Origin of the sequence: Thermonema lapsum (assembly GCF_011761635.1) — a bacterium.
Taxonomy (GTDB): domain Bacteria; phylum Bacteroidota; class Bacteroidia; order Cytophagales; family Thermonemataceae; genus Thermonema; species Thermonema lapsum.
Window position 1 is genome coordinate 252074 of the sequence record NZ_JAASRN010000002.1, and the last position, 20184, is coordinate 272257.

At 49.2% G+C, this 20184-nt stretch carries 16 protein-coding genes and 1 tRNA gene; 9 read left to right on the forward strand and 8 right to left on the reverse strand.

What is annotated here, in order from left to right:
* Positions 1-2: 2 nt before the first annotated feature.
* The 3 genes from FHS56_RS06420 to FHS56_RS06430 all read right to left on the reverse strand — a co-directional run bounded on the left by FHS56_RS06420 (position 3) and on the right by FHS56_RS06430 (position 5596).
* Positions 3-1247 (reverse strand): TolC family protein, encoded by a 1245-nt coding sequence (locus tag FHS56_RS06420; RefSeq protein ID WP_166919075.1) that lies wholly within the window; start codon positions 1245-1247, stop codon positions 3-5.
* Positions 1225-5058, reverse strand: coding sequence for an efflux RND transporter permease subunit (locus FHS56_RS06425; RefSeq protein WP_166919076.1), 3834 nt, complete (start codon positions 5056-5058; stop codon positions 1225-1227). The genes FHS56_RS06420 and FHS56_RS06425 overlap by 23 nt, the downstream gene beginning before the upstream one ends.
* 88 nt (positions 5059-5146) lie before the next feature.
* Positions 5147-5596, reverse strand: coding sequence for an HYC_CC_PP family protein (locus FHS56_RS06430; protein ID WP_166919077.1), 450 nt, complete (start codon positions 5594-5596; stop codon positions 5147-5149).
* A gap of 186 nt (positions 5597-5782) precedes the next feature.
* Between FHS56_RS06430 and FHS56_RS06435 the strand changes: the two genes are divergently transcribed.
* Both FHS56_RS06435 and FHS56_RS06440 read left to right on the forward strand, forming a co-directional pair.
* Positions 5783-6649, forward strand: a complete 867-nt coding sequence (locus FHS56_RS06435) for a substrate-binding periplasmic protein (protein WP_166919078.1) — start codon at positions 5783-5785, stop codon at positions 6647-6649.
* Positions 6650-6663: 14 nt separating this feature from the next.
* On the forward strand, positions 6664-7176 hold the full coding sequence (locus FHS56_RS06440) for an NUDIX domain-containing protein (RefSeq protein ID WP_166919079.1): 513 nt from the start codon (positions 6664-6666) through the stop codon (positions 7174-7176).
* A gap of 52 nt (positions 7177-7228) precedes the next feature.
* On the opposite strand, the gene FHS56_RS06445 is transcribed toward FHS56_RS06440, so the two are convergent.
* A tRNA-Phe gene (locus tag FHS56_RS06445) sits at positions 7229-7301 on the reverse strand.
* Between the two features lie 99 nt (positions 7302-7400).
* Between FHS56_RS06445 and FHS56_RS06450 the strand changes: the two genes are divergently transcribed.
* Together FHS56_RS06450 and FHS56_RS06455 are read left to right on the forward strand one after the other, a co-directional pair.
* On the forward strand, positions 7401-8723 hold the full coding sequence (locus FHS56_RS06450; protein WP_166919080.1) for a (Fe-S)-binding protein: 1323 nt from the start codon (positions 7401-7403) through the stop codon (positions 8721-8723).
* A gap of 68 nt (positions 8724-8791) precedes the next feature.
* Entirely contained in the window at positions 8792-9583 is a 792-nt protein-coding gene (locus FHS56_RS06455; protein ID WP_166919081.1) for a (Fe-S)-binding protein, read from the forward strand.
* A gap of 94 nt (positions 9584-9677) precedes the next feature.
* Here the strand turns inward: FHS56_RS06455 and FHS56_RS06460 are convergent, their stop codons facing one another.
* Positions 9678-10481, reverse strand: coding sequence for a cysteine hydrolase family protein (locus FHS56_RS06460; protein ID WP_166919082.1), 804 nt, complete (start codon positions 10479-10481; stop codon positions 9678-9680).
* 38 nt (positions 10482-10519) lie between these two features.
* Positions 10520-11917 (reverse strand): DUF4403 family protein, encoded by a 1398-nt coding sequence (locus FHS56_RS06465; RefSeq protein ID WP_166919083.1) that lies wholly within the window; start codon positions 11915-11917, stop codon positions 10520-10522.
* An 81-nt stretch (positions 11918-11998) separates the two neighbouring features.
* Between FHS56_RS06465 and FHS56_RS06470 the strand changes: the two genes are divergently transcribed.
* Positions 11999-14548, forward strand: a complete 2550-nt coding sequence (locus FHS56_RS06470) for a DUF5686 and carboxypeptidase-like regulatory domain-containing protein (RefSeq protein WP_166919084.1) — start codon at positions 11999-12001, stop codon at positions 14546-14548.
* 62 nt (positions 14549-14610) lie between these two features.
* Complete coding sequence (hisH, locus tag FHS56_RS06475) at positions 14611-15204, forward strand: imidazole glycerol phosphate synthase subunit HisH (protein ID WP_166919085.1); 594 nt, start codon at positions 14611-14613, stop codon at positions 15202-15204.
* 8 nt (positions 15205-15212) lie between these two features.
* On the opposite strand, the gene FHS56_RS06480 is transcribed toward hisH, so the two are convergent.
* On the reverse strand, positions 15213-15830 hold the full coding sequence (locus FHS56_RS06480) for an RNA polymerase sigma factor (protein ID WP_166919086.1): 618 nt from the start codon (positions 15828-15830) through the stop codon (positions 15213-15215).
* Positions 15821-16954 (reverse strand): glycosyltransferase, encoded by a 1134-nt coding sequence (locus FHS56_RS06485; RefSeq protein ID WP_166919087.1) that lies wholly within the window; start codon positions 16952-16954, stop codon positions 15821-15823. The genes FHS56_RS06480 and FHS56_RS06485 overlap by 10 nt, the downstream gene beginning before the upstream one ends.
* A gap of 165 nt (positions 16955-17119) precedes the next feature.
* On the opposite strand from FHS56_RS06485, the gene tgt reads away from it, so the two are divergent.
* The 3 genes from tgt to FHS56_RS06500 are packed head-to-tail and all read left to right on the forward strand — an operon-like array spanning position 17120 to position 20049.
* Complete coding sequence (tgt, locus tag FHS56_RS06490; RefSeq protein WP_166920149.1) at positions 17120-18250, forward strand: tRNA guanosine(34) transglycosylase Tgt; 1131 nt, start codon at positions 17120-17122, stop codon at positions 18248-18250.
* A 34-nt stretch (positions 18251-18284) separates the two neighbouring features.
* On the forward strand, positions 18285-18911 hold the full coding sequence (gene rsmG, locus FHS56_RS06495) for a 16S rRNA (guanine(527)-N(7))-methyltransferase RsmG (protein ID WP_166919088.1): 627 nt from the start codon (positions 18285-18287) through the stop codon (positions 18909-18911).
* A gap of 1 nt (position 18912) precedes the next feature.
* Positions 18913-20049, forward strand: coding sequence for a lycopene cyclase family protein (locus tag FHS56_RS06500; RefSeq protein WP_166919089.1), 1137 nt, complete (start codon positions 18913-18915; stop codon positions 20047-20049).
* Positions 20050-20184: the final 135 nt, after the last annotated feature.

Consider the following 20184-nt stretch of genomic DNA (forward strand, 5'->3'; position numbering starts at 1 on the left):
CTTTAGTAGGTTTGTGTGTTCAGATACTCCCATTCGGCTTTGGCTTGTTGAAAGCGCACATAAGCCGATATTTGTTTTTTCTTGTATTCAAACAGCTGCTGCTGCAGACGAAGCACCTCCTCGAAATCCTGACCGCTTTGAGCATAGCTGCTTATCAAGAGCTGCAAGGTGGTATTGAGCTTCTCGATGCTACTGGCATAGAGGTAGTACCAGCGATAGCTTTCCCATAATTCAAAGCGAACCTCTGCCCAATTGCTTTGCAATTCATTGACCGTTGCCGTCAGCTCGTACTCCAGACGTTGCTGCCAAGCAATACTTTCCGCTTCGGCTGCTTGGTAGCGTTTCCCCCACAGAGGCAGCGACACCGACACCATAGGCATGAGTATGTCGCGCCCGTTTTGAGGCGGATTCATGTCCGATAGTTTACTTACCACCACATAGTCCAAGCCTACTCCCAAGCGTGGTTTGCGCAGCAGCTTAGCCAAAGTTCGCTGTTCTTCTGCCGCTGTCCATTGATGTTGTATTGCCTGCACTTGCGGATGGTCGTTCATCATCTGGCTATCGACCGCTAACCAAAGGCTATCAAGAGGGAATAAGGTATCGGGCGGCACGATGGAAGTGCTGTCTGGACGGTCGAGCATACGGTTCAACTTCACCTGCCACGGATAGACTTTCTGCTTGAGTGCTTCCAAAGCAAGGCGTACCTCTTGTAGACGCACATCCAAACGCAAGTAATCTGCCATAGAAGCCGCGCCAGCTGCCAGACGGCTGCGCAGTATGGGCTCGAACTGTTCTAACCACTGCAGGTTCTGCTCTTCGATGCTGTACCATGCCTGCCACTCGAACCAACTCCAATAAGTTTTGCTGAAGGTTGCCCATTCGCGTGCTGTTGCTGCTTGCAGGCGCATCTCTTGGCTATGATAGGCGGCGTCGGCAAGGCGGCGTTCAGCTTTTAAGCTGCCTGCCCACGGCAGCGTTTGATTCACTGAAAGGCGCAGACGCTGCGCGCCCAAGCGTGTTTCGACCGGCAGCAAAAACCAACCGGCACTCAAAGTGGGCTCCGGCAAATAGCCGCTTTTCAGACTGCGTTGATAGTAGGCTTCCACGCTCTTGCGTTGGGCTTGCAGTACAGGGCTGTGTTCGGTCAACTGCTGGCGATAGTGTAGTGGTATTTGAGCCCAAACATTGCCAAACAACAAGAGGGCAAGCAACAGCAGATGCAATCTATGTTTGATTTCGTTTTTCATCTTTTTTCAGTTTCAATGATTCGTGCCAATACACCAAAACAGGCACCAGAAAGTAAGAGCTGATGTCGATAAGCATACCCCCTATAGTAGGGATAGCCATGGGAATCATGATGTCGGCACCGCGCCCAGTAGAAGTAAGCACAGGCAGAAGAGCAATCACGGTGGTGGCAGTAGTCATAGCACATGCCCGGATGCGGCGAGCCCCCCCTTCTATGACTGCCTTTTTGAGGGCTTCCATGCTGACAGGACGGTTCTTTTTCAAAGACTGCTGCAAGTAGGTGCTCATCAATACGCCGTCGTCGGTGGCTATGCCAAACAGGGCAATGAAGCCCACCCATATGGCTACACTCAGGTTGATGGGATGCATGCTAAACAGCTGGCGAAGATTCTGCCCGAACAAACTAAAATCGGCAAACCAAGGCTGTCCCCAAAGCCAAATGAGCACAAAACCACCGCTGAAAGCTATTGCCACGCCGGTAAAGACCATCAGGGTCATGGACACCTCGCGCAGCTGCCAATAGAGAATCAGGAAAATAAGCAGCAAAACCAGCGGCACAATGACAGTAAGGCGCTTTTCGGCACGTACTTGGTTTTCGTAGCTCCCCGAAAATTTAAAACTCACGCCAGCAGGCACTTTTAACTCTCCTGCCGCCATGCGTTGCTCAATAGCCCGGCGGGCAGCTTCTACCACTTCTACCTCAGAGAATCCTTCTTTTTTATCAAACAACACGTAGCTCACCAAGAAGCCATCTTCACTCTTGATTTCTTGCGGTCCTTGGGTGTATGCTATCTCTACGACCTGCTCCAGAGGTATTTGTGCGCCTGTGGGGGCAGCAATCAACATCTTGGCGATGGATTCGGGCGTATCGCGCAACTCCCGCGGGTAACGCACCCGCACCGCGTAGCGCTCGCGTCCTTCAACTGTGGTGGTCAGGGGCATGCCTCCAATAGCCACTTCTATATACTGCAAGATGTCTTCTACCTTCAAACCGAAGCGAGCGGCTTCTTCGCGCTTGATGCGCAGTTGCAAATAAGGCTTGCCAATCACACGGTCGGCAAATACGGTCTCTGGTTTCACCAATGGTACTTGCTTAAGTATTTTTTCCAGCTCGAAGCCAAATTGTTCGATTGTCGGCAGGTCTGGACCATACACTTTGATGCCCATGAGCGCACGCATGCCTGTCTGAAGCATTATCAAGCGTGTTTCTATGGGCTGCAATTTGGGAGCGGCAGTGAGCCCCGGTATTTGCGTGCGTGCCACTATCTCTTGCCAAATGTCATCGGGCGATTGAATATGGGCACGCCAGTTGCGAAAATACAAGCCTTCATCATCACGAATGAGCTCCTGTGGCGACACCCCCGCCTGCAAGGCTTCTTCATGGGTGTATCTTTTGCCCGAGCGGGTGATGAAACGCCCCGCTTCATCTACCTTGAAACGCAGGCGATGCCCTCTTTCGTCGGTTACATATTCCGGCTTATAGTTGATGATGTTTTCAAACATCGACAAGGGGGCGGGGTCTAAGGCAGACTCTACCCGCCCGGCTTTGCCCACTACCGACTCCACTTCCGGAATGCTGGCTACCAACCTATCGACCTGCGCGAGTACCTCTCGGTTGTGTTCCACACCGGCGTGCGGCATGTTGGCAGGCATCAGCAAGAAGCTACCTTCATCCAACGAAGGCATAAACTCTTTGCCTATACCGGGAAAGGCATGCCACATGGTGCTCCACAGGGTAGTGGTGCGTATGTTCCACCCCACAGCATCGAAACCACGAGCCACCCACCCAAACAAACTTTCAAAGCCCAGCCACACCAGCAAGCCCCAAAGCAACAAAATTGAAGGAACTGCCAGATAAATATTTTTGTGTTCTATGCACCACGCAAGCATGGGACGATAATAGCGCTCCAGCAGCACAAACAACAACAACACACTGCCTGCCATCAAAGCCACCATCAACATATTTTGCCAGAAGGGGCGCGCAGCCCCCAAAGGCATCCAATAGTCTGTTAACAACCACAGCACCGCAAAGACGACAATCAAGAGGGCAGCATATTGGCGGTTGAAGGCGCTCACCGCCGAGGGAAGATACTTTTGTAAGAAGGGCAGTTCCAAAAGAGTGCGAAAAGCAAACAAAGACAGCACAACGGCAGCCCAAACACTTGCCCCCCACCAAGCAAGCAAAGCTACGGGAAGCAGCAGCAAGCGCCCCCAGCGCAATTTTCTTTTATCGAAACGTACACCAAAGAACCAATGAGCAAAGGCAGGCAGTATAAGCAAAGCCACCAAGAGGGAAGCCAGCAGCGCAAACGTCTTGGTATATGCCAAAGGGGTAAATAGCTTGCCTTCAGCCGCTTGCAAAGCAAATACCGGCAAAAAACTCACCACCGTAGTGGCGACGGCAGTTACTATAGCGCCCGAGACTTCGATAACCCCTTTGTACACTGTTTCGCGCATGCTTTGCCCCGGCGGTGCCTGCTCCATCTGCTGAATGATGCTCTCAGAAAGCACGATACCCAAATCGACCATGGTACCAATAGCAATGGCAATGCCCGACAGCGCCACAATGTTGGCATCGATGCCAAAAGAGCGCATAGCAATAAAGCACATCAGCACGGCTATGGGCAGTAAAGATGCAATCAGCATCGACGCCCGCAGATTCAACACCATTACCACTACCACCAGTATAGTAATAAGGATTTCGAGCGTCAGCGCTTCTTCCAAAGTGCCAAGGGTTTCGTAAATAAGCTTCGAGCGGTCATAAAAAGGCACGATGGTGAGCCGACTCACACGCCCATCTGACAACTCTTTTTTAGGCAAGCCGGGGGCTATCTCTCGTATCTTTTCTTTTACTTTTTGAATCACTTCCAGCGGATTGGCGCCATAGCGGGCTACTACCACGCCCCCCACCACTTCGGCACCCTCTTTGTCAAGCAGACCACGGCGAGGTGCTGGACCAACGCTCACCCAAGCCAGTTCTTTGAGACGGATGGGTGCCCCTTGTCGAACCGTTACCACAGCTTCTTCTAAATCCTTCACACTTTTGACATACCCCAAACCCCGCACCAAATACTCTACGCGGTTCACCTCGATGGTTCGAGCGCCACCGTCACGGTTCGAGCGTCGCACCGCTTCCACCACTTCTTCCAAAGCGATGCCATAAAGTTTCAGCGCCGCAGGATTCACTTCTATTTGATACTCTTTCACAAAACCACCAACAGAAGCTACCTCCGATACGCCCTCTACCGAATTCAAGGCATAGCGCACGTAGTAATCTTGAACACTACGCAGCTCGTGCAAGTCCCAACCTCCTGTAGGGCGCCCCTGCTCGTCGCGCCCTTCGAGGGTGTACCAAAAAACCTGCCCCAAAGCCGTGGCATCGGGTCCCAAGGCAGGTTGCACACCCGGCGGCAACAAACCTGCGGGCAGGGCACTCAGTTTTTCCAAGATGCGTGCCCGCGACCAATAAAAGTCCACCTCCTCTTCGAAGAGGATGTAAATACTCGAAAAGCCAAACATAGAGGTGCTGCGAATGGTCTTTACGCCGGGTACCCCCAACAGATAGGTCGTCAAGGGATAGGTGATTTGGTCTTCCACGTCTTGTGGGGAGCGTCCTTCCCACTCCGTAAATACAATTTGCTGGTTCTCGCCTATGTCGGGGATAGCGTCTATGGGCACCGGGTCGCGCGGCAAAGCACGCATAAAATCCCAGTCGAAGGGAGCAGTGAGCATCCCCCACCCCGTCAATAGCAGTAAAAGAAGGACAGTAAATAGTTTATTCTCAATAAAAAAGCGAATCATGGCGCTTAGCATACGTCTGTCTGTTTAGTTGAAACCACAAAAACAAAAGCATAGCCCGCAGGTAGCAAGTACCCGCCAGCTTAGTCAGACGTATGCCAGCTTATATTCTCCAGCAGCAGATATGAGACAACCAACGCCTACCCTTTCGCCGCAAATTGGCAGAAACGACAGCAGGCGGCAGTACTCGCGAAAGAGGGAAGACAAGAAAGGAAGGGAAGAAAACAAGCAACAGCAAGACCCACACCGGCGCACTGAGGGGCAACCCTGCCAATGCAGGTGTGTAGTCTTCCTTCAATTGAAAGACCATCAGCTCATTGCTGCAGCAGTGGGTTTTGGTAAGAGCTTCGCCCGAACAGTCTGCTGCCGCCTTTACTTGGCTTTGTTCCATGCCGCACCCCTTAGGGTGCACGACGATGCCCACTTGCTCATTTACCAGCCGAGTGCCGCAATAATGACGCGCCACACTCAAACCTATCTGGCTGAGCAGCGTCATCACGGCAAAACATATGGACAAAAAGGCTTTCATGAGCGAATGAGCAGAATGCTTCACTTTTTCGCGAAATTAAAAAATGTCGCACTTAGTTGCAAGATAACAACGAGCACAGGGCTTAGGTTTGTATATATACACAGCCATAAAAACCAAAGAAAGCTTTGTTCTTTATAGAAGTCTGGTTACCTATACAGTTTTTTTTCTAACTTTGATAAGGGTTCCATCCTCAAAATCAAAACCGTAACTATGCACTGGGTACCTCGATTGATTATGATGTGCGCCTGCACTCTTTTGTTTGCGAGTACCGCTCAAACGCAAACCATACGCCTGAGCGGCGACAGCTGGGAGCTTACCGAAAAACGCGGCGTGGGGCGTATCACCATCACTTATATAGAAACCCCTTTGTTCATTTACACCAACGAAGCAGGCAAGCTCAGTGGCGTGTGTGTCGATATACTCAAAGAGTTCCTTCTGTTTTTGGAGAAAGAAAAAGGAGTGCGCGTGGTGCTTTCTATCTACAAACCCAACGACGATTTCAACATATTTCTCAGCAATGTCATCAATGCCGAAGGTGGCGTGTTTGGCTTAGCCAACATCACCATCACCGATGCCCGCAAGAAAGTGATGAAGTTCACGCGCCCTTATATCAAAAACCGGGCAATGCTTGCCTCTCATAAAGACCTACCTACACTCTATAACTTGGACGACATGCCCAAAGTATTTGCCGGCTGCACTGCCTTTACCGTACGCAATTCCACTTTTGAACAAGACCTGCTAGAGTTGAAGCAAAAATATTTCCCCGACATGAACATAGAGTATGTGAGCTCAGCGGGTAGTTTGGCGTATAAAATAGCCGAAACACCCAAGTCTTTCGGTAAGATAGATTTTCCTTATTATGTGGAAGCCATACAAAAAAACCTGCCCGTGAAAGCACATCCTGTGGGCAGCTCTTATGAAGATTTTGGCTTCATCATGCCCCTCAACAGCGACTGGAAGTCGGTCTGGGATGAGTTTCTCGAGGCTTTTGTGCGCAGCGCGCGTTATCGTCAACTGCTCATAAAGCATTTTGGCGAAGCCCCCACCGACCTTTTACTAGGTACTGCCCAACCATAAAAACCACCGATTCGATGCCTTATACCTACGACTATCCACGCCCCGCCCTCACTGCTGACATTCTGTTGCTGGGTATCGCCCAAGACCAAACAGCCCACTTGCTGCTCATCGAACGGAAACACCCCCCTTTTGCTGGCTGTTGGGCACTGCCCGGCGGTTTCATGGACGAACAAGAGCCTATAGAAACTACTGCGATGCGGGAACTGAAAGAAGAAACGGGTTTAGAAGGCGTGCCGTTGTATCAGTGGCGCACCTACAGCACTCCCGGGCGCGACCCGCGTGGGCGTGTCGTGTCGGTAGTGTTCATAGGTGGTTGTCTCATAGAGCAACACCCAACCGTTGCCGCCGATGATGCCGCCGCTTTACGCTGGTGGTCCTTGCATGCCTTGCCTGCTATGGCTTTCGACCATGGGCAAATCGTGCGTGAGGCATTCGACTACCTGCGGCAATTGTCAGAGAGCAGCCTGCAATATCTCTACCCTGCCTTGGCAGTGCATCGCCACAGCTGGCTGAAATCTATTCGCTAAAAGGAAGAAAAATAAAAAGAGGACACTCCATTTTAAAGTGCCCTCTTTGCAGTGGAACGGGGCGGACTCGAACCGCCGACACAAGGATTTTCAGTCCTTTGCTCTACCACCTGAGCTACCGCTCCCTTTTTTGTTCGATTTGCCATGCAAATTTAGAGCAAACATTCTATATTTACAAACAATTCTATGCAAAAAAATTAACACAAAACTAAAAAACGTTGGCTATGAGTTATTTACCCCAAATTCTTTTTGTGCTATGTTTGAGCATAGCCGGCTTCTTTATCTACAAAAGGGTAAACTTTATCCGAAAAGCCATCCTGCTGGGCAAAAAAAAGTCGGTCAATGACAGAAAAAGCGAGCGCCTGCGCCATATGTTATTGCTGGCTTTTGGGCAGAAAAAAATGTTTGACAAACCACTGGTGGGCGTCATGCACTTTATTATCTATGCTGGCTTTTTAATCATCAATATCGAGGTGTTGGAAATTGTACTCGATGGCATCACTGGCGCACACCGCCTCTTTGCCCCCTATTTGGGCGAAGCTTACAGCTGGCTCATCAACTTGTTTGAGTTGTTTGCCGTAGGGGTGATTGTTACTTGTGTTATCTTCCTTATCCGACGCAATGTATTGAAACTACCCCGCTTTTGGTCGGCTGAAATGAAAAAGTGGCCCCGCTTGGATGCCAACCTCATTCTCATCTTCGAGATTACGCTTATGTGGTTTTTCCTTAGTATGAATGCAGCCGATTCTATTCTGCAAAGCCGCGGCGTAGAGCACTATGTGCAAGTAGGTAGCTTCTGGTTTAGCCAATGGCTGCAGCCATTGTTTGCTAATATGCAGACTTCAAGCTTGGTTTTTTATGAGCGTTTTGCATGGTGGTTCCACATCTTGGGTATTTTGGGCTTTGCCATTTATATTACCTACTCCAAGCATCTGCACATAGCCCTTGCTTTCCCCAACACCTACTTTGCCTCGCTGGAGCCCAAGGGCAAAATACCGAATATGGATGAGGTAACTAAAGAGGTTAAAATAGCCCTGGGACTAGCTCAAGCCGACGACAGCCCAGCCCCTGAGCGCTTTGGTGCCAAAGACGTAACCGACCTCAACTGGATTCAGCTGATGAATGCTTTCAGCTGTACCGAGTGTGGGCGTTGTACTGCCAACTGCCCCGCCAACATCACCGGCAAAAAGCTATCGCCTCGTAAAATTATGATGGATACCCGCGACCGTGCCGAAGAGTTTGTGCGTCAACTGGAGCAGGGCAAAGCAATCGAAGAGATTAAGAGCGAAAAAAGCCTCTATGGTGATTATATTACCAAAGAAGAAATCATGGCTTGCACCACTTGCAATGCTTGCGTGGAAGCCTGCCCAGTGAGCATCAATCCGCTGTCTATCATCTTGGATATCCGCCGCTATGTGGCTATGGAAGCAGGCGATACGCCCAACGAATGGAATGTGGTGTTCAACAATCTGGAAACCAGTATGTCGCCATGGAAGTTTCCGCCTACCGACCGCTTCAACTGGGTGGAATTGGTCAATAAAGACTAAAGCGGACGTTTTGCAATCCTTCATTCCTATTTTCAACTTCATCAAACTGAATTTAAAAGACTTGAATCATGAGCGAACCAATAAAAGTACCGACTTTAGCCGAATTGCAGGCACAAGGCGAGAGCCCCGAAATCGTTTTTTGGGTAGGCTGCGCCGGCTCTTTCGACGAACGATACAAAAAAGTAACTGCCACCCTCTGCAAGATACTGCACAAGGTGGGCATTAAGTTTGCCGTACTGGGCACAGAAGAGAACTGCACCGGCGACCCTGCCCGTCGTGCTGGCAATGAATTTTTGTTTCAGATGCAAGCCATCAGCAATATAGAAACGCTCAATATGTACGGGGTGAAGAAAATCGTAACCGCTTGCCCCCACTGTTTCAATACCTTGAAAAATGAATATCCCGACTTGGGCGGTAATTATGAAGTAATTCACCATACACAGCTGCTGCAAGAACTGATTGACAGCGGCAAACTGCGCATCAAAGAGGGCGGTCCCTTCAAAGGCAAGCGCCTTACTTACCATGACTCGTGCTATTTGGGGCGTGCCAATGATGTGTATGAAGCCCCCCGTCAAGTCATCGAAAGCTTGGATGCCGACCTTGTAGAGATGAAGCGCTCGCGCCGTTTCGGTCTGTGTTGTGGTGCCGGTGGAGCCCAGATGTTTAAAGAACCGGAAGAGGGCAAAAAGGATATCAACATAGAGCGTATAGAAGAAGCCTTGGAAACCCAACCCGAAGCGGTGGTTGCCAACTGTCCTTTCTGCTTGGTGATGCTCACCGACGGCGTGAAAAACAAAGAAAAAGAAGACAGCATCAAAGTATATGACTTGGCAGAGCTTGTTTGGATGTCGCAAGAATAGACACACAAGACAAGCAAGCTGTCAAAACGCAAAGCCCGGATGCTAAGCCGGGCTTTTGTTATGCCAAGCATAGAAGCCGCTTGACTTTCTGCTATTACACAGCTTTTAGGCTCAGCTCGCTGCTTTTTACGAAATGGGCACCTTGTGCCCTCAGCGCTTCGTATATAGGTTTTGCCAAATGCCCCAGCCCTTCCACATCGGACATGCAGTCTTCTATGATATGCAGTTTTTTGACCATCGCAGGACGATACTGCATGATTTGCTTGAGGCTGGTTGCCACACAATGCGATTTGGCTTCGCCGGCTACCCATAAGTGGTCATAGGCATCGAGGGCGTCCAAAAAAGCTTCGTTCAGTTGGGTCTCAGGCGCATCGGCACGGGGCACCTGCGCCCGAAATACCCCAAAGTGCTCGGTAAGCGGGTGCGTACCCTTCACCACCACTTCGTAGTTCTTGCCGCGGTGCCGCGCCCATATGGTGCAGGCTTCGGCTACGGACGGATACAATGCATTTCCTTTGGTGCCCCACAGACAGTGCTCGGGCCAAATAAAATGCGGGTATTCGCCCTGTGCTTCCAGCTGCTCAAGGTATGCCAACGCCTCATCGGGTGCAAAACGGGCTTTCCATTGCCCTGCTTTCACCTCGGCAGCCGTGATTTGTGTAAACGGCTTGGGATGGTTGCCGTGCGCATCTATCCAAAAAGAAGGATGCGCGATGTCGTTGACGTGGTGGGTGTCCAGCGTGATGTAGATGCCATCGATATGGTCGATTTCATGCAGTATGAAATTGGCAAGACGGTTCATGTCTTTATCGGCACCGGGCACATACAATGTCCCTTCGGGTGAACAAAAGTCTTGTTGTGCATCGATAATCAATAGCAAATGCTTTTTGCTGCTCATGGAGCTGTAGGGTTTTGAGGGTAAATTGGTACTGAAATTTACAAATTCAAACGGATATTAAGTTCACCTTTTGCTAGAAAAGTTACCAATAAGTTATCGGGTGTGATGCCTGTCTCATAGGGCTGCAATTCGTTTACCTTGCCATTGACCATCAACATTTCATGTGGTCGGTAGTTGCTCAGCAGAGTGTTTATCTGCCGGCGGGCTTCGGTCAGCTCGGAATCCAAAGAAAAACGGCAATAAGTTTCTATCTTTTTGCGCAAGTTGCCGTGCAACAACCAGTCGGCAGACTTCACCAAAAAGTTTTTGGTCTGCAAATCGAAATCAACCCCTTCCAGAAAAATCTCTTTGCTTGTGGCATCATAAGCCGGCTTACCTCTCAGATATACTTTCCCGTTGTAGCTACCTTCCATGTCCAAGACCACAATCAGCGCCCCATCGCTACCATAAAGAGCGATGTCGCGCATCTTGACCGACCTGCGCCCACTGCTGAAGGTTTCGCCTACGTATCGACTGCGCAGCAGCTCGGTTGCTTTCGTTAAGGAAATACCTACGGGCAAGTATATCTCAAAACGATTGTCTTGACTACTGAGATTTAAAAGAGGTGGCAGTGGCTTGCGTGCCGGTGCCTTAGGTTTCTCGCCTATGACCGTCTGCGAAACGAAACGGAGGCTAAAACTGCTGCTCAAGCCATGGGCACGCGCTTCAATAGGGGCTATGGCTATCGAACGGGGTTCTACTACTAACCATGCACTGTATTCAGGCGACAGCTCAAACACGCCATTCATAGCCTCCCAGGCGGGTTGTATGTATTCTTTCAGTTGTATGTTTTTTTCTATTTCCTCGTCTAACAAACGACTCAACTCTGTTTGCTGCTCTTCAATGAGCTTTCCGATGGGCTCTTCAAGCGAAAAATTCAAGCCAGCAATAGAAAATACCGGTTTTTCTACCCAACGAAAGCCATTGGGGCGCGTTTGGGCATCGGTAGCCCAGCCGGCAGTAAACGAAAGACGGGTAACAAAAGAAAGGTCTAAGGCAAAACTTAAACTCTTGGAAAGCGCCCACGCACTCACTTGCGCATGGATACGCAAGGGCACTGTAGTGATAATCTCCTGCCCTTTGCCATAAAAAGAGATGGGGGCACGTTTATATACTTGCAGATAAACAGTTTCTACGCCTGTTTGCGAAAAACGATTTTCGTAAAGCAAGGCAGGCGTTTGCGCATTGACAAAAGACGCCAAAGAAGCAAAGGGCAATTCCAGACGCGCACTTGCTGTAGAAACCAACGGCTCGACCGTAAGCTGCCGGTAATAAGAAGCAGGCGGCGGGGGCGACAACACTTGACGCTTCGAACGACACTGTGTCATAAAAAGCATGACACTCAATAGTAGCCATATCCATTTACCGTGCTTTGGCATAAAAGTAGCTGCAATCATGAGAGCGTGTTTTTGCCTTACAATTTCTTACATTTGAGTATTAAAACCAAAATCGGCAAAAAGCCTTAAAGGCTGATAGCTATGAGTAAACTTTTACGCAAACTTTCTTTGTGGCTGCCTGTGTGGGGGGGGCTTACCTGCCTGCTTTCGTTTAGTAGTATGGCGCAGCAAATCACCTTGCGGGGAAAAGTAATAGATGGCGAAAACGGTCTGCCCATGCCTGCCTGTAATGTGTATTTGAAAAACCACCCCTATATAGGCACCTCCACCGATGCAAATGGCACTTTTGTCCTTACTTTTGAGTTTGTGCGCGACACCTTGCTCATTGAGTTCATTAGTTACCAAACCATAGAATACCCCCTACTGAAAGCGCAGTCGCAAACGAATTTAGCTTTTAGCCTGAAACCCGATGTGCTCAGCCTTGCGGCAGTCGTGATAACCCCCGGCGAAAACCCGGCTTACCGTATCATACGTGAAGCCATCAAACGTAAGAAGCAACACGACAAGCGCCAATTAGAAGCCTACGAATACGAATCATATAACCGCATTGAGGGCTATGTTAAAAGCAGCGATAAAGGCATCAGCAAACTGCGTTTTGTAAAAGACATGCGCCGGGTAGCTGCTGGCTACGATATGCTACGCACCACCGAAGGTGATACGCTCATTCCCGTACTTGTCAACGAAGTAGTGAGCCGGGTATATATGAAACACTCGCCCTACAAACGCCGCGAAGACATTGAAGCCCAACAACTGTCGGGAATAGGTATAGAAGATGCGCCCACCCTGCAAAATATCCTTTCCAACACCTATCTTACGGACTACAACTTTTACCGCAATCAAATCAATATACTGGGCAAATACTTTCCTTCTCCTTTAGCCAATGGCTGGCGCTTGGTATATGACTATGAACTGGAAGATAGCCTCGAAGTAGGCGGATATGTCTGCTACCAATTGAAGGTAATTCCCCTGCGTGAAGAAGACATAGCCTTTACCGGCAGAATATGGATTACCAAAGAGGATTATGCCCTGCGCAAAGTGCAACTGCATATTACCCCCAATGCCAACATCAATTTTGTACGCTCACTTAGCATTGAGCAAGTGTTGGCGCCCACCCAGAGTAGCGTGTGGTTGCCAGAAAGTATGTTTTTTGAAGTCGAAATATCGGAATTTACCGACCTCATTCCCAGCATCGTGGCGCGCACCTATTCTCTTTACAAAAACTACCGCCTCAACGAAACCTATCCCAACAGCTTTTATGAAATCAGAGAGAACAATTTGCCCTCTAACAAAGTGCAGGAGGAAAAACTCATGGCATTTCGCGCCTTGGAAGGCGACAGTATCGGTTTTCGCCCGCAGATTCACTATTTGATAGATACCCTCAATCGGGTGCCCTCTGTCAAGCGTTACACCGGCATCATCAAGGTGCTTTCTACCGGTTATCTGCGCAAGGGAGGGATTGACTTCGGGCATTATGCCCGCTATTATGCATGGAACAACATAGAAGGGCACCGCATAGGCTTTGGCATGCGCACCAACTACCACTTGAGCCCCAAGTGGATGTTCAAAAGCTATGTGGCTTACGGTACTCAAGACCAACGCTGGAAGTATGACCTTCGTCTTTATCATGTGCTCAGCCGCAAACGCTTTACGATTGTGGGGCTGCGTCATCTGGCAGACATAGAACCGCTCATTCAGTTAGACCAAAGAAACGACCTGCCGGAGCTGTTCATCGCTTCTAACCGCTTTTTTGACCTCGCTGGGCGGCGTCCTTTCTTCCACACTGCCAATAGCCTTTGGATAGACAGCCGCCTGTCGCAACTTGTGCGCGCACAACTCACTTTGCAGCAAAACACCTTAGACCCGCTTTACCCCTTTGCTTATTATCCTACGCCCTCCGACACCCAAACACGCAACAGTAGCATTCATACCACCGAAATCATAGGTATGCTACGACTGCAACGAGCCGTGCGGCTCACACGCGATGCCAACTTCGACGAGATAGACATAGCCAACCGCAACCCACGCCTCACACTGTGGACTATTTTCGGTTTTAAAGGACTACTCAATGGCGACTTTCAATACCAAAAAGTATATCTGGAATTGGCACAAAAAAATGCCAATGTGTTAGGCATCGGGCATGCCAACTACAGCATCACTGCCGGCTATATCTTCTCAGATGTGCCCTATCCGCTACTGCGTACACATCTGGGCAACAACACCCCTATCCTTATAGAGCGCGCTTTCAACCAAATGAATGGCTTTGAGTTTGTAAGCGACCATTTCATAGCCGTACACTACGCCCACTATTTCGAAGGCTTCATATTGAACAAACTGCCGCTCATCAGACGCCTCAACGATAAGCTCGAATGGCGACTGGTAGGCTCGCTCAATGCCGTATGGGGTGGCTTGCGAGAAAGCAACCAAGCGCTCTTAGCGCAACAAACGGAGGATGGACAGCCCGTAGAAGGTTTTTCCAAGTTGGATTTGTACAAGCCTTATGTAGAGGTAGGCTACGGCATAGATAATATTTTCAGGTTCTTCCGGGTGGATTTCTTCCACCGCCTGACTTATCTCAACAGTCCGCAAGCCAAGCCTTTTGGTATTAAATTTTCCGCCGAAATCAAGTTTTAGCGGGCAATTGCAAGTGCCAAAAAGAATGCTTTTCTTTGCTTATAGTACACAGTCTGTAAAACATGCAAGTAGCTATTGTAAAATACAATGCCGGCAACATACAATCCGTTGTATTTGCGCTGCAACGTTTGGGTGTGGAGCCCATCATCACCGACAATGCCGAGCTGCTGCGCAGTGCCGACCGCGTCATTTTTCCGGGGGTGGGCGAGGCTTCCAGCGCCATGCAATACCTCAAAAGCAAAGCACTCGACAAAGTGATTCGTTCCTTGCATCAGCCAGTATTGGGCATATGCCTTGGCTTGCAGCTGCTGTGCCGCCATTCGGAAGAAGGTAATACCGACTGTCTGGGTATCTTCGATGTAGAGGTAAAAGCTTTTGACCGCAAGGGTAGCCTGAAAGTCCCTCATGTGGGTTGGAATACTATTGAAGAGTTGCACAGCCCCTTGATGATAGGCATAGAGGCACCCGCTTACATGTATTTTGTGCACTCTTACTATGCCGAGTGGGAGCCACGCTATGCCATCGCCCGCTGTGAGTACGGCGTGCCGTTTAGTGCCGGCTTACACAAAAACAACTTCTATGCTGTGCAGTTCCACCCAGAAAAAAGCGCTGAAGCTGGGAGTCAGCTGCTCGAAAATTTCCTAAAAATGCCTTAGGTGTATTGTTAAATGAGCTCTTTTTTGTCTTTAATCATGTCGAAAAGGAGCTCACGCGCTCGGTGAAGCTGCGCCTTTACGGTACCCAAAGGCAGGTCAAGTTCATCGGCTATTTCTTGATATGCCAGTTCCTCGAAATAACGCAGGCGCACCAAACGGCGATACTTGGAAGGCAGCTTGTTGACCAATTCCTGTATGATTTCAATTTTTTGTACTTTGATAACCTCCTCCTGCGGGTCCAAGCCGTCGTCTTTGATGTCTAAATTGGAGGTTTCGCCGTCTTTGTCGGTATAAAAGTCCTCGATGCTGGTCGTTTGTAGGCGTTTTTTACGGATAAAGTCAATACAGTTGTTGGTGGCTATACGAAAAAGCCATGTGCTGAACGTAAAGTCTTTTTTGAATTTATCTAAGTTCTTAAAGGCTTTGGCAAAAGCCTCCATAGTCAGGTCTTCGGCATCATCTACGTTGCGCACCATCTTCAAAAGCATATGAAACAAAGAGCGATTGTAGCGCTCCATCAACTCGGCAAAAGCACTTTGGTCGCCTTCCAAGGCTCTGTCAACCAGCGAAAAGTCATGCAATGCTTTGTCCGAGAAGTCTTTTGAAGCAAATTTATCTAATTCCATTTTTCCACTTTAGTGAGTAGTGCCCATAGTCCTATTACGCTAATATACAATAGGTAGGACAAATCTAAAAATGGCAACCATAAAATTGGAAGCGAGCTGCGCAGTTTTTTTGCCAACAGAAATAGACAAAGGGGGTGTAAGACAAGCAGCAAAACTACTTCCAGCGCTATCAGCTGCAGAATACCAAAAGAAGCCACGCCCCGCATATGCATCACGACCCACACCAGTGCCACGTAAAAACTCACATGAGATAGGAAAAGTAAAGCCAACAGGGCACGGTCTTGCAACTTATAATATTTACCCACACTCAGGTGGCGGCGCTTTTGGCGCCACCAGTCACGCCAGCGCTGCTTGGGCTTGCTTATGGTAATGGCATCGGCATGCAGGCACAAAGCCGTATTTTTGGCTGTTGCCAAGCGATTGACCAGCAAATCGTCGTCGCCACTGACCAAGCGCTGATGAGGTCCGAACCCTTTGTTTTTCAAGAAAAAACTGCGGCGATAAGCCAAATTGCGCCCTACACCCATATAAGGCATGCCAAGCAAAGCTGCTGTGGCATATTGCCATAAAGTGTAGAGCGTTTCATAACGAATCAGTGCATTGAGAAAGCCCGAACGCTGCTCATATAAAGAAGCCCCCAAAACAAATTGCCGCTTTGCCTTCCGGATAAAAGGCGCTACCATATAGCGCACCCACTGTTTGGAAACAGGACGGCAGTCGGCGTCTGTAAGCAGCACAATATCATATCGAGCAGCCTTCACCCCCATAGTAATGGCAAATTTCTTATGTGTGATGTGTTCGGGTGTTTGCTCTACACGCACCACGCGTAGCTGTGGATGCTCTGCCTGCAAATAATACAGATATTCATAAGAGTCGTCCCATGAGCGGTCATCGACAACAATCACCTCCAAAAGGGGGTAGTCTTGCGCCAATAAAAGGGGCAAAAGCTCGCGCAAATTGAGCAGCTCGTTATGAGCAGCTACTATCACCGACACCCCGGGCAGCTCGTCCCCTTCGGCAGGGCGTGAACGGTGGCGCACAAGCCACAGGCTCAACAGGTGCCACAGAATGCCTATACCAAGCAAAGACGCCAAAGCATACATAAAATAGAAAGTCCAATGCATAGTGATGCAGGTTGTAGTTCCGCACGCAAAAAAATAGAAATTTAAACAAAGGCAAAAGCATTGGCAAAAAAGTTCCTAAATTGCATGCCCGTTTGTTTGGTCAAAGCCATCAGCCGATTCTGTCTTTTCTCAACACTCGCCATAAACCAAGAATACATAGAAAGCATGCAGTTTGAAGTAATTGCACAAGACCCGAAGAGCAAAGCAAGAGCCGGTAAAATAACTACCCCCCATGGGGAAATACTTACCCCTATTTTCATGCCAGTAGGCACTGCCGGCACCGTCAAGGCAGTACACCAACGCGAACTGGAAAACGACATCAAAGCGCAAATCATATTGGGCAATACCTACCATCTTTATTTGCGCCCAGGCATCGAGCTGCTCAAGAAAGCCGGCGGCTTGCACCGTTTCAATGGATGGAAACGCCCCATCCTCACCGATAGCGGTGGCTATCAAGTCTATTCATTGACAGAGAACCGACAAATCACTGAAGAGGGCGTGTTTTTCAAGTCTCACATTGACGGCAGCAAGCACTTTTTCACTCCCGAAAAGGTCATGGACATAGAACGGGCTATAGGTGCCGACATCATCATGGCGTTGGATGAGTGCACCCCCTACCCCTGCGACTATGCCTACGCCAAGCAGTCGATGGAAATGACCCACCGATGGCTGAAGCGCTGCATCCGCCGCATCGAAGAAACCGAACCGCTCTATGGCTACGAGCAAACGCTCTTCCCTATTGTGCAGGGCAGCGTGTACAAAGACCTGCGCCAAGCTTCTGCCGAATTTGTGGCTGCATGCGAGTGCGACGGGAATGCCATTGGGGGGCTGTCGGTAGGCGAACCCGCCGAGCTGATGTATGAAATGACTGAGCTGGTATGCGACCTCTTGCCCAAAGACAAACCTCGCTATTTGATGGGCGTAGGCACCCCCGCCAACCTATTGGAATGCATTGCCTTGGGTGTCGATATGTTCGATTGTGTAATGCCTACCCGCAATGCCCGAAACGGTATGCTCTTCACCACGCAAGGCATCATCAACATACGCAATAAAAAATGGCAGGAAGACTTCAGCCCCATAGATGAGCCACTGGGCGGCTATGTAAGTACTTTTTACAGCAAAGCCTATTTGCGACACCTTATCATGAACAAGGAAATTTTAGGTGCACAAATTGCCAGTGTGCACAATCTTACTTTTTATCTTTGGTTGGTGAACCAAGCCCGTGAGCACATCCTCGCCGGCGACTTCTATGAGTGGAAGAAGCAAATACTACCCATCGTCTCGCAACGGCTCTAAGCCATCACAAAAAATACACAACCCAATACACCCCATGAAACTCATCACAAAATATTTCCCGGAAATAGACGACCTTCAGCGCAGCCGCTTCGAGGCATTAGAGCCTCTATACCGTGAATGGAACACAAAAATAAATTTAGTCTCCCGCAAAGACATTGACCACCTCTATGAGCGCCACGTACTGCACTCGCTGGCTATAGCGCGTGTCATTGCGTTTAAGTCTATGACTACCATAATGGATGTGGGCACCGGCGGTGGCTTTCCCGGCATACCGCTTGCCATCATGTTTCCTAAGGTAGAATTCCATTTAGTTGACTCTATCGGCAAAAAAATCAATGCCGTACAACACATCGCCGAAGCCCTGCAACTCGACAACGTAACTCCCCACCACAACCGCGCCGAAAAAGTAAATGTAGAGGTCGATTTTGTGGTAAGCCGCGCAGTGGCACCCGCCAAAAAAATATACAACTGGACACAAAGTAAAATTTCACCTAACAGTTTCAACAAATTTAAAAACGGTTGGTTTTTGCTGAAAGGGGGAGACCTCACCGAAGAACTACAAGAACTCAAACGCAAGCGCTACAAGATTTTTGAGCTGTCGAACTTCTTCGAAGAGGAATTTTTTGAAACGAAAAAAATACTTTACTTTCCCAAAGGATAGTATGTCTCAAAGCTACGACTATATCATTATCGGAGCGGGGGCGGCAGGGCTCAGCCTTGCCTACGGTCTGTCGCAGCACCCACAGCTATCTAAAAAACGCGTGCTACTCATAGACAAGGCGCACAAAATACGAAACGACCGCACTTGGTGTTTTTGGACTACCGAAGCGCCCCCTTTCCATGAGGTCATTTACCGCCGGTGGCAGCAGCTTGCTTTTCATAGCATGCACGGCAGCCGCCAATTTTCTATTGCCCCCTTTTTCTACTACATGATTCGTGGCATCGACTTTTACCGCTATTGCTTTGAGCACTTGGCTCCCAGCATTGACTTTTGTGTGGGGGAAGTATCGGAGGCAACCCCTGCAGGAGAGGTAACCCTACACGACGGCAAGCAATTTCGTGCCCAATGGGTCTTCGACAGCCGCTACCTTCTGCCACAAAAACCCGCAGAACTGCCCTACCCTTTTCTTCTGCAGCATTTCAAAGGCTACGTATTGCATGCCCCCCACGATATATTCGACCCCCATACGGCTACTTTGATGGATTTCCGTATTCCGCAAGGCGGCGAGAGTCGTTTTATGTACATCCTGCCTTTTTCGCCTAAGGAAGCGCTTGTAGAATTCACCATCTTTGGCAAGAAGTTGTTACCATCCAGCACCTACGACCACGAACTGAAGGCATACATCGAGCAGCACTATGGCGTTCTCGAAAGTTTGGAAATCAAAGAAAAAGAGTTCGGCGTAATTCCCATGGCTGCGCAAGGCTTCCGGCGTCCTGAAGGGGCTCTTATACCCATAGGTACGGCTGCCGGTTGTGCTAAGGGCAGCAGCGGCTATGCTTTTATCTTCATTCAAAAACATTGCCGCCAAATCGTTGAAGCCCTTGCCCACAACCAAAGACCGCCGGCTTACCGTCCGGCATGGCGCTTTCGCCATTACGACCGCATATTCCTTAATGTGCTCTATCATGAACGCATGGCAGGCGCCGAGCTTTTCAGTAAGCTTTTTTTAAAACTGCCACCTCAAAAAATTTTGCGTTTTTTGATAGAAGAAAGCAGCCTCTTTGATGAGCTTAGCGTGATATATAATCTACGTTCTGTTGCTTTTGTACAAGCTGCCCTACACGAAGTCCTGTCTTAGTAGTATCCCCTCCTCGCTCATGGATGGCTTCCCCTCTGTTGGTTTCTGGGCAAGCAAAGCAAAAAAAGCGGCAAGGCGCCGCGCATAGATGAAGAACAAAAAGAAAAGCAGAGCAATCCTCTGGGGCAGCTTAAC

What these genes read in the sequence shown, in the direction of transcription:
- FHS56_RS06420 (WP_166919075.1), bottom strand. Translation starts at nt 1,247, where the DNA reads ATGAAAAACGAAATCAAACATAGATTGCATCTGCTGTTGCTTGCCCTC.
- FHS56_RS06425 (WP_166919076.1), bottom strand. Translation starts at nt 5,058, where the DNA reads ATGCTAAGCGCCATGATTCGCTTTTTTATTGAGAATAAACTATTTACT.
- FHS56_RS06435 (WP_166919078.1), top strand. Translation starts at nt 5,783, where the DNA reads ATGCACTGGGTACCTCGATTGATTATGATGTGCGCCTGCACTCTTTTG.
- FHS56_RS06440 (WP_166919079.1), top strand. Translation starts at nt 6,664, where the DNA reads ATGCCTTATACCTACGACTATCCACGCCCCGCCCTCACTGCTGACATT.
- FHS56_RS06450 (WP_166919080.1), top strand. Translation starts at nt 7,401, where the DNA reads ATGAGTTATTTACCCCAAATTCTTTTTGTGCTATGTTTGAGCATAGCC.
- FHS56_RS06455 (WP_166919081.1), top strand. Translation starts at nt 8,792, where the DNA reads ATGAGCGAACCAATAAAAGTACCGACTTTAGCCGAATTGCAGGCACAA.
- FHS56_RS06460 (WP_166919082.1), bottom strand. Translation starts at nt 10,481, where the DNA reads ATGAGCAGCAAAAAGCATTTGCTATTGATTATCGATGCACAACAAGAC.
- FHS56_RS06465 (WP_166919083.1), bottom strand. Translation starts at nt 11,917, where the DNA reads ATGATTGCAGCTACTTTTATGCCAAAGCACGGTAAATGGATATGGCTA.
- FHS56_RS06470 (WP_166919084.1), top strand. Translation starts at nt 11,999, where the DNA reads ATGAGTAAACTTTTACGCAAACTTTCTTTGTGGCTGCCTGTGTGGGGG.
- hisH (WP_166919085.1), top strand. Translation starts at nt 14,611, where the DNA reads ATGCAAGTAGCTATTGTAAAATACAATGCCGGCAACATACAATCCGTT.
- FHS56_RS06480 (WP_166919086.1), bottom strand. Translation starts at nt 15,830, where the DNA reads ATGGAATTAGATAAATTTGCTTCAAAAGACTTCTCGGACAAAGCATTG.
- FHS56_RS06485 (WP_166919087.1), bottom strand. Translation starts at nt 16,954, where the DNA reads ATGCATTGGACTTTCTATTTTATGTATGCTTTGGCGTCTTTGCTTGGT.
- tgt (WP_166920149.1), top strand. Translation starts at nt 17,120, where the DNA reads ATGCAGTTTGAAGTAATTGCACAAGACCCGAAGAGCAAAGCAAGAGCC.
- rsmG (WP_166919088.1), top strand. Translation starts at nt 18,285, where the DNA reads ATGAAACTCATCACAAAATATTTCCCGGAAATAGACGACCTTCAGCGC.
- FHS56_RS06500 (WP_166919089.1), top strand. Translation starts at nt 18,913, where the DNA reads ATGTCTCAAAGCTACGACTATATCATTATCGGAGCGGGGGCGGCAGGG.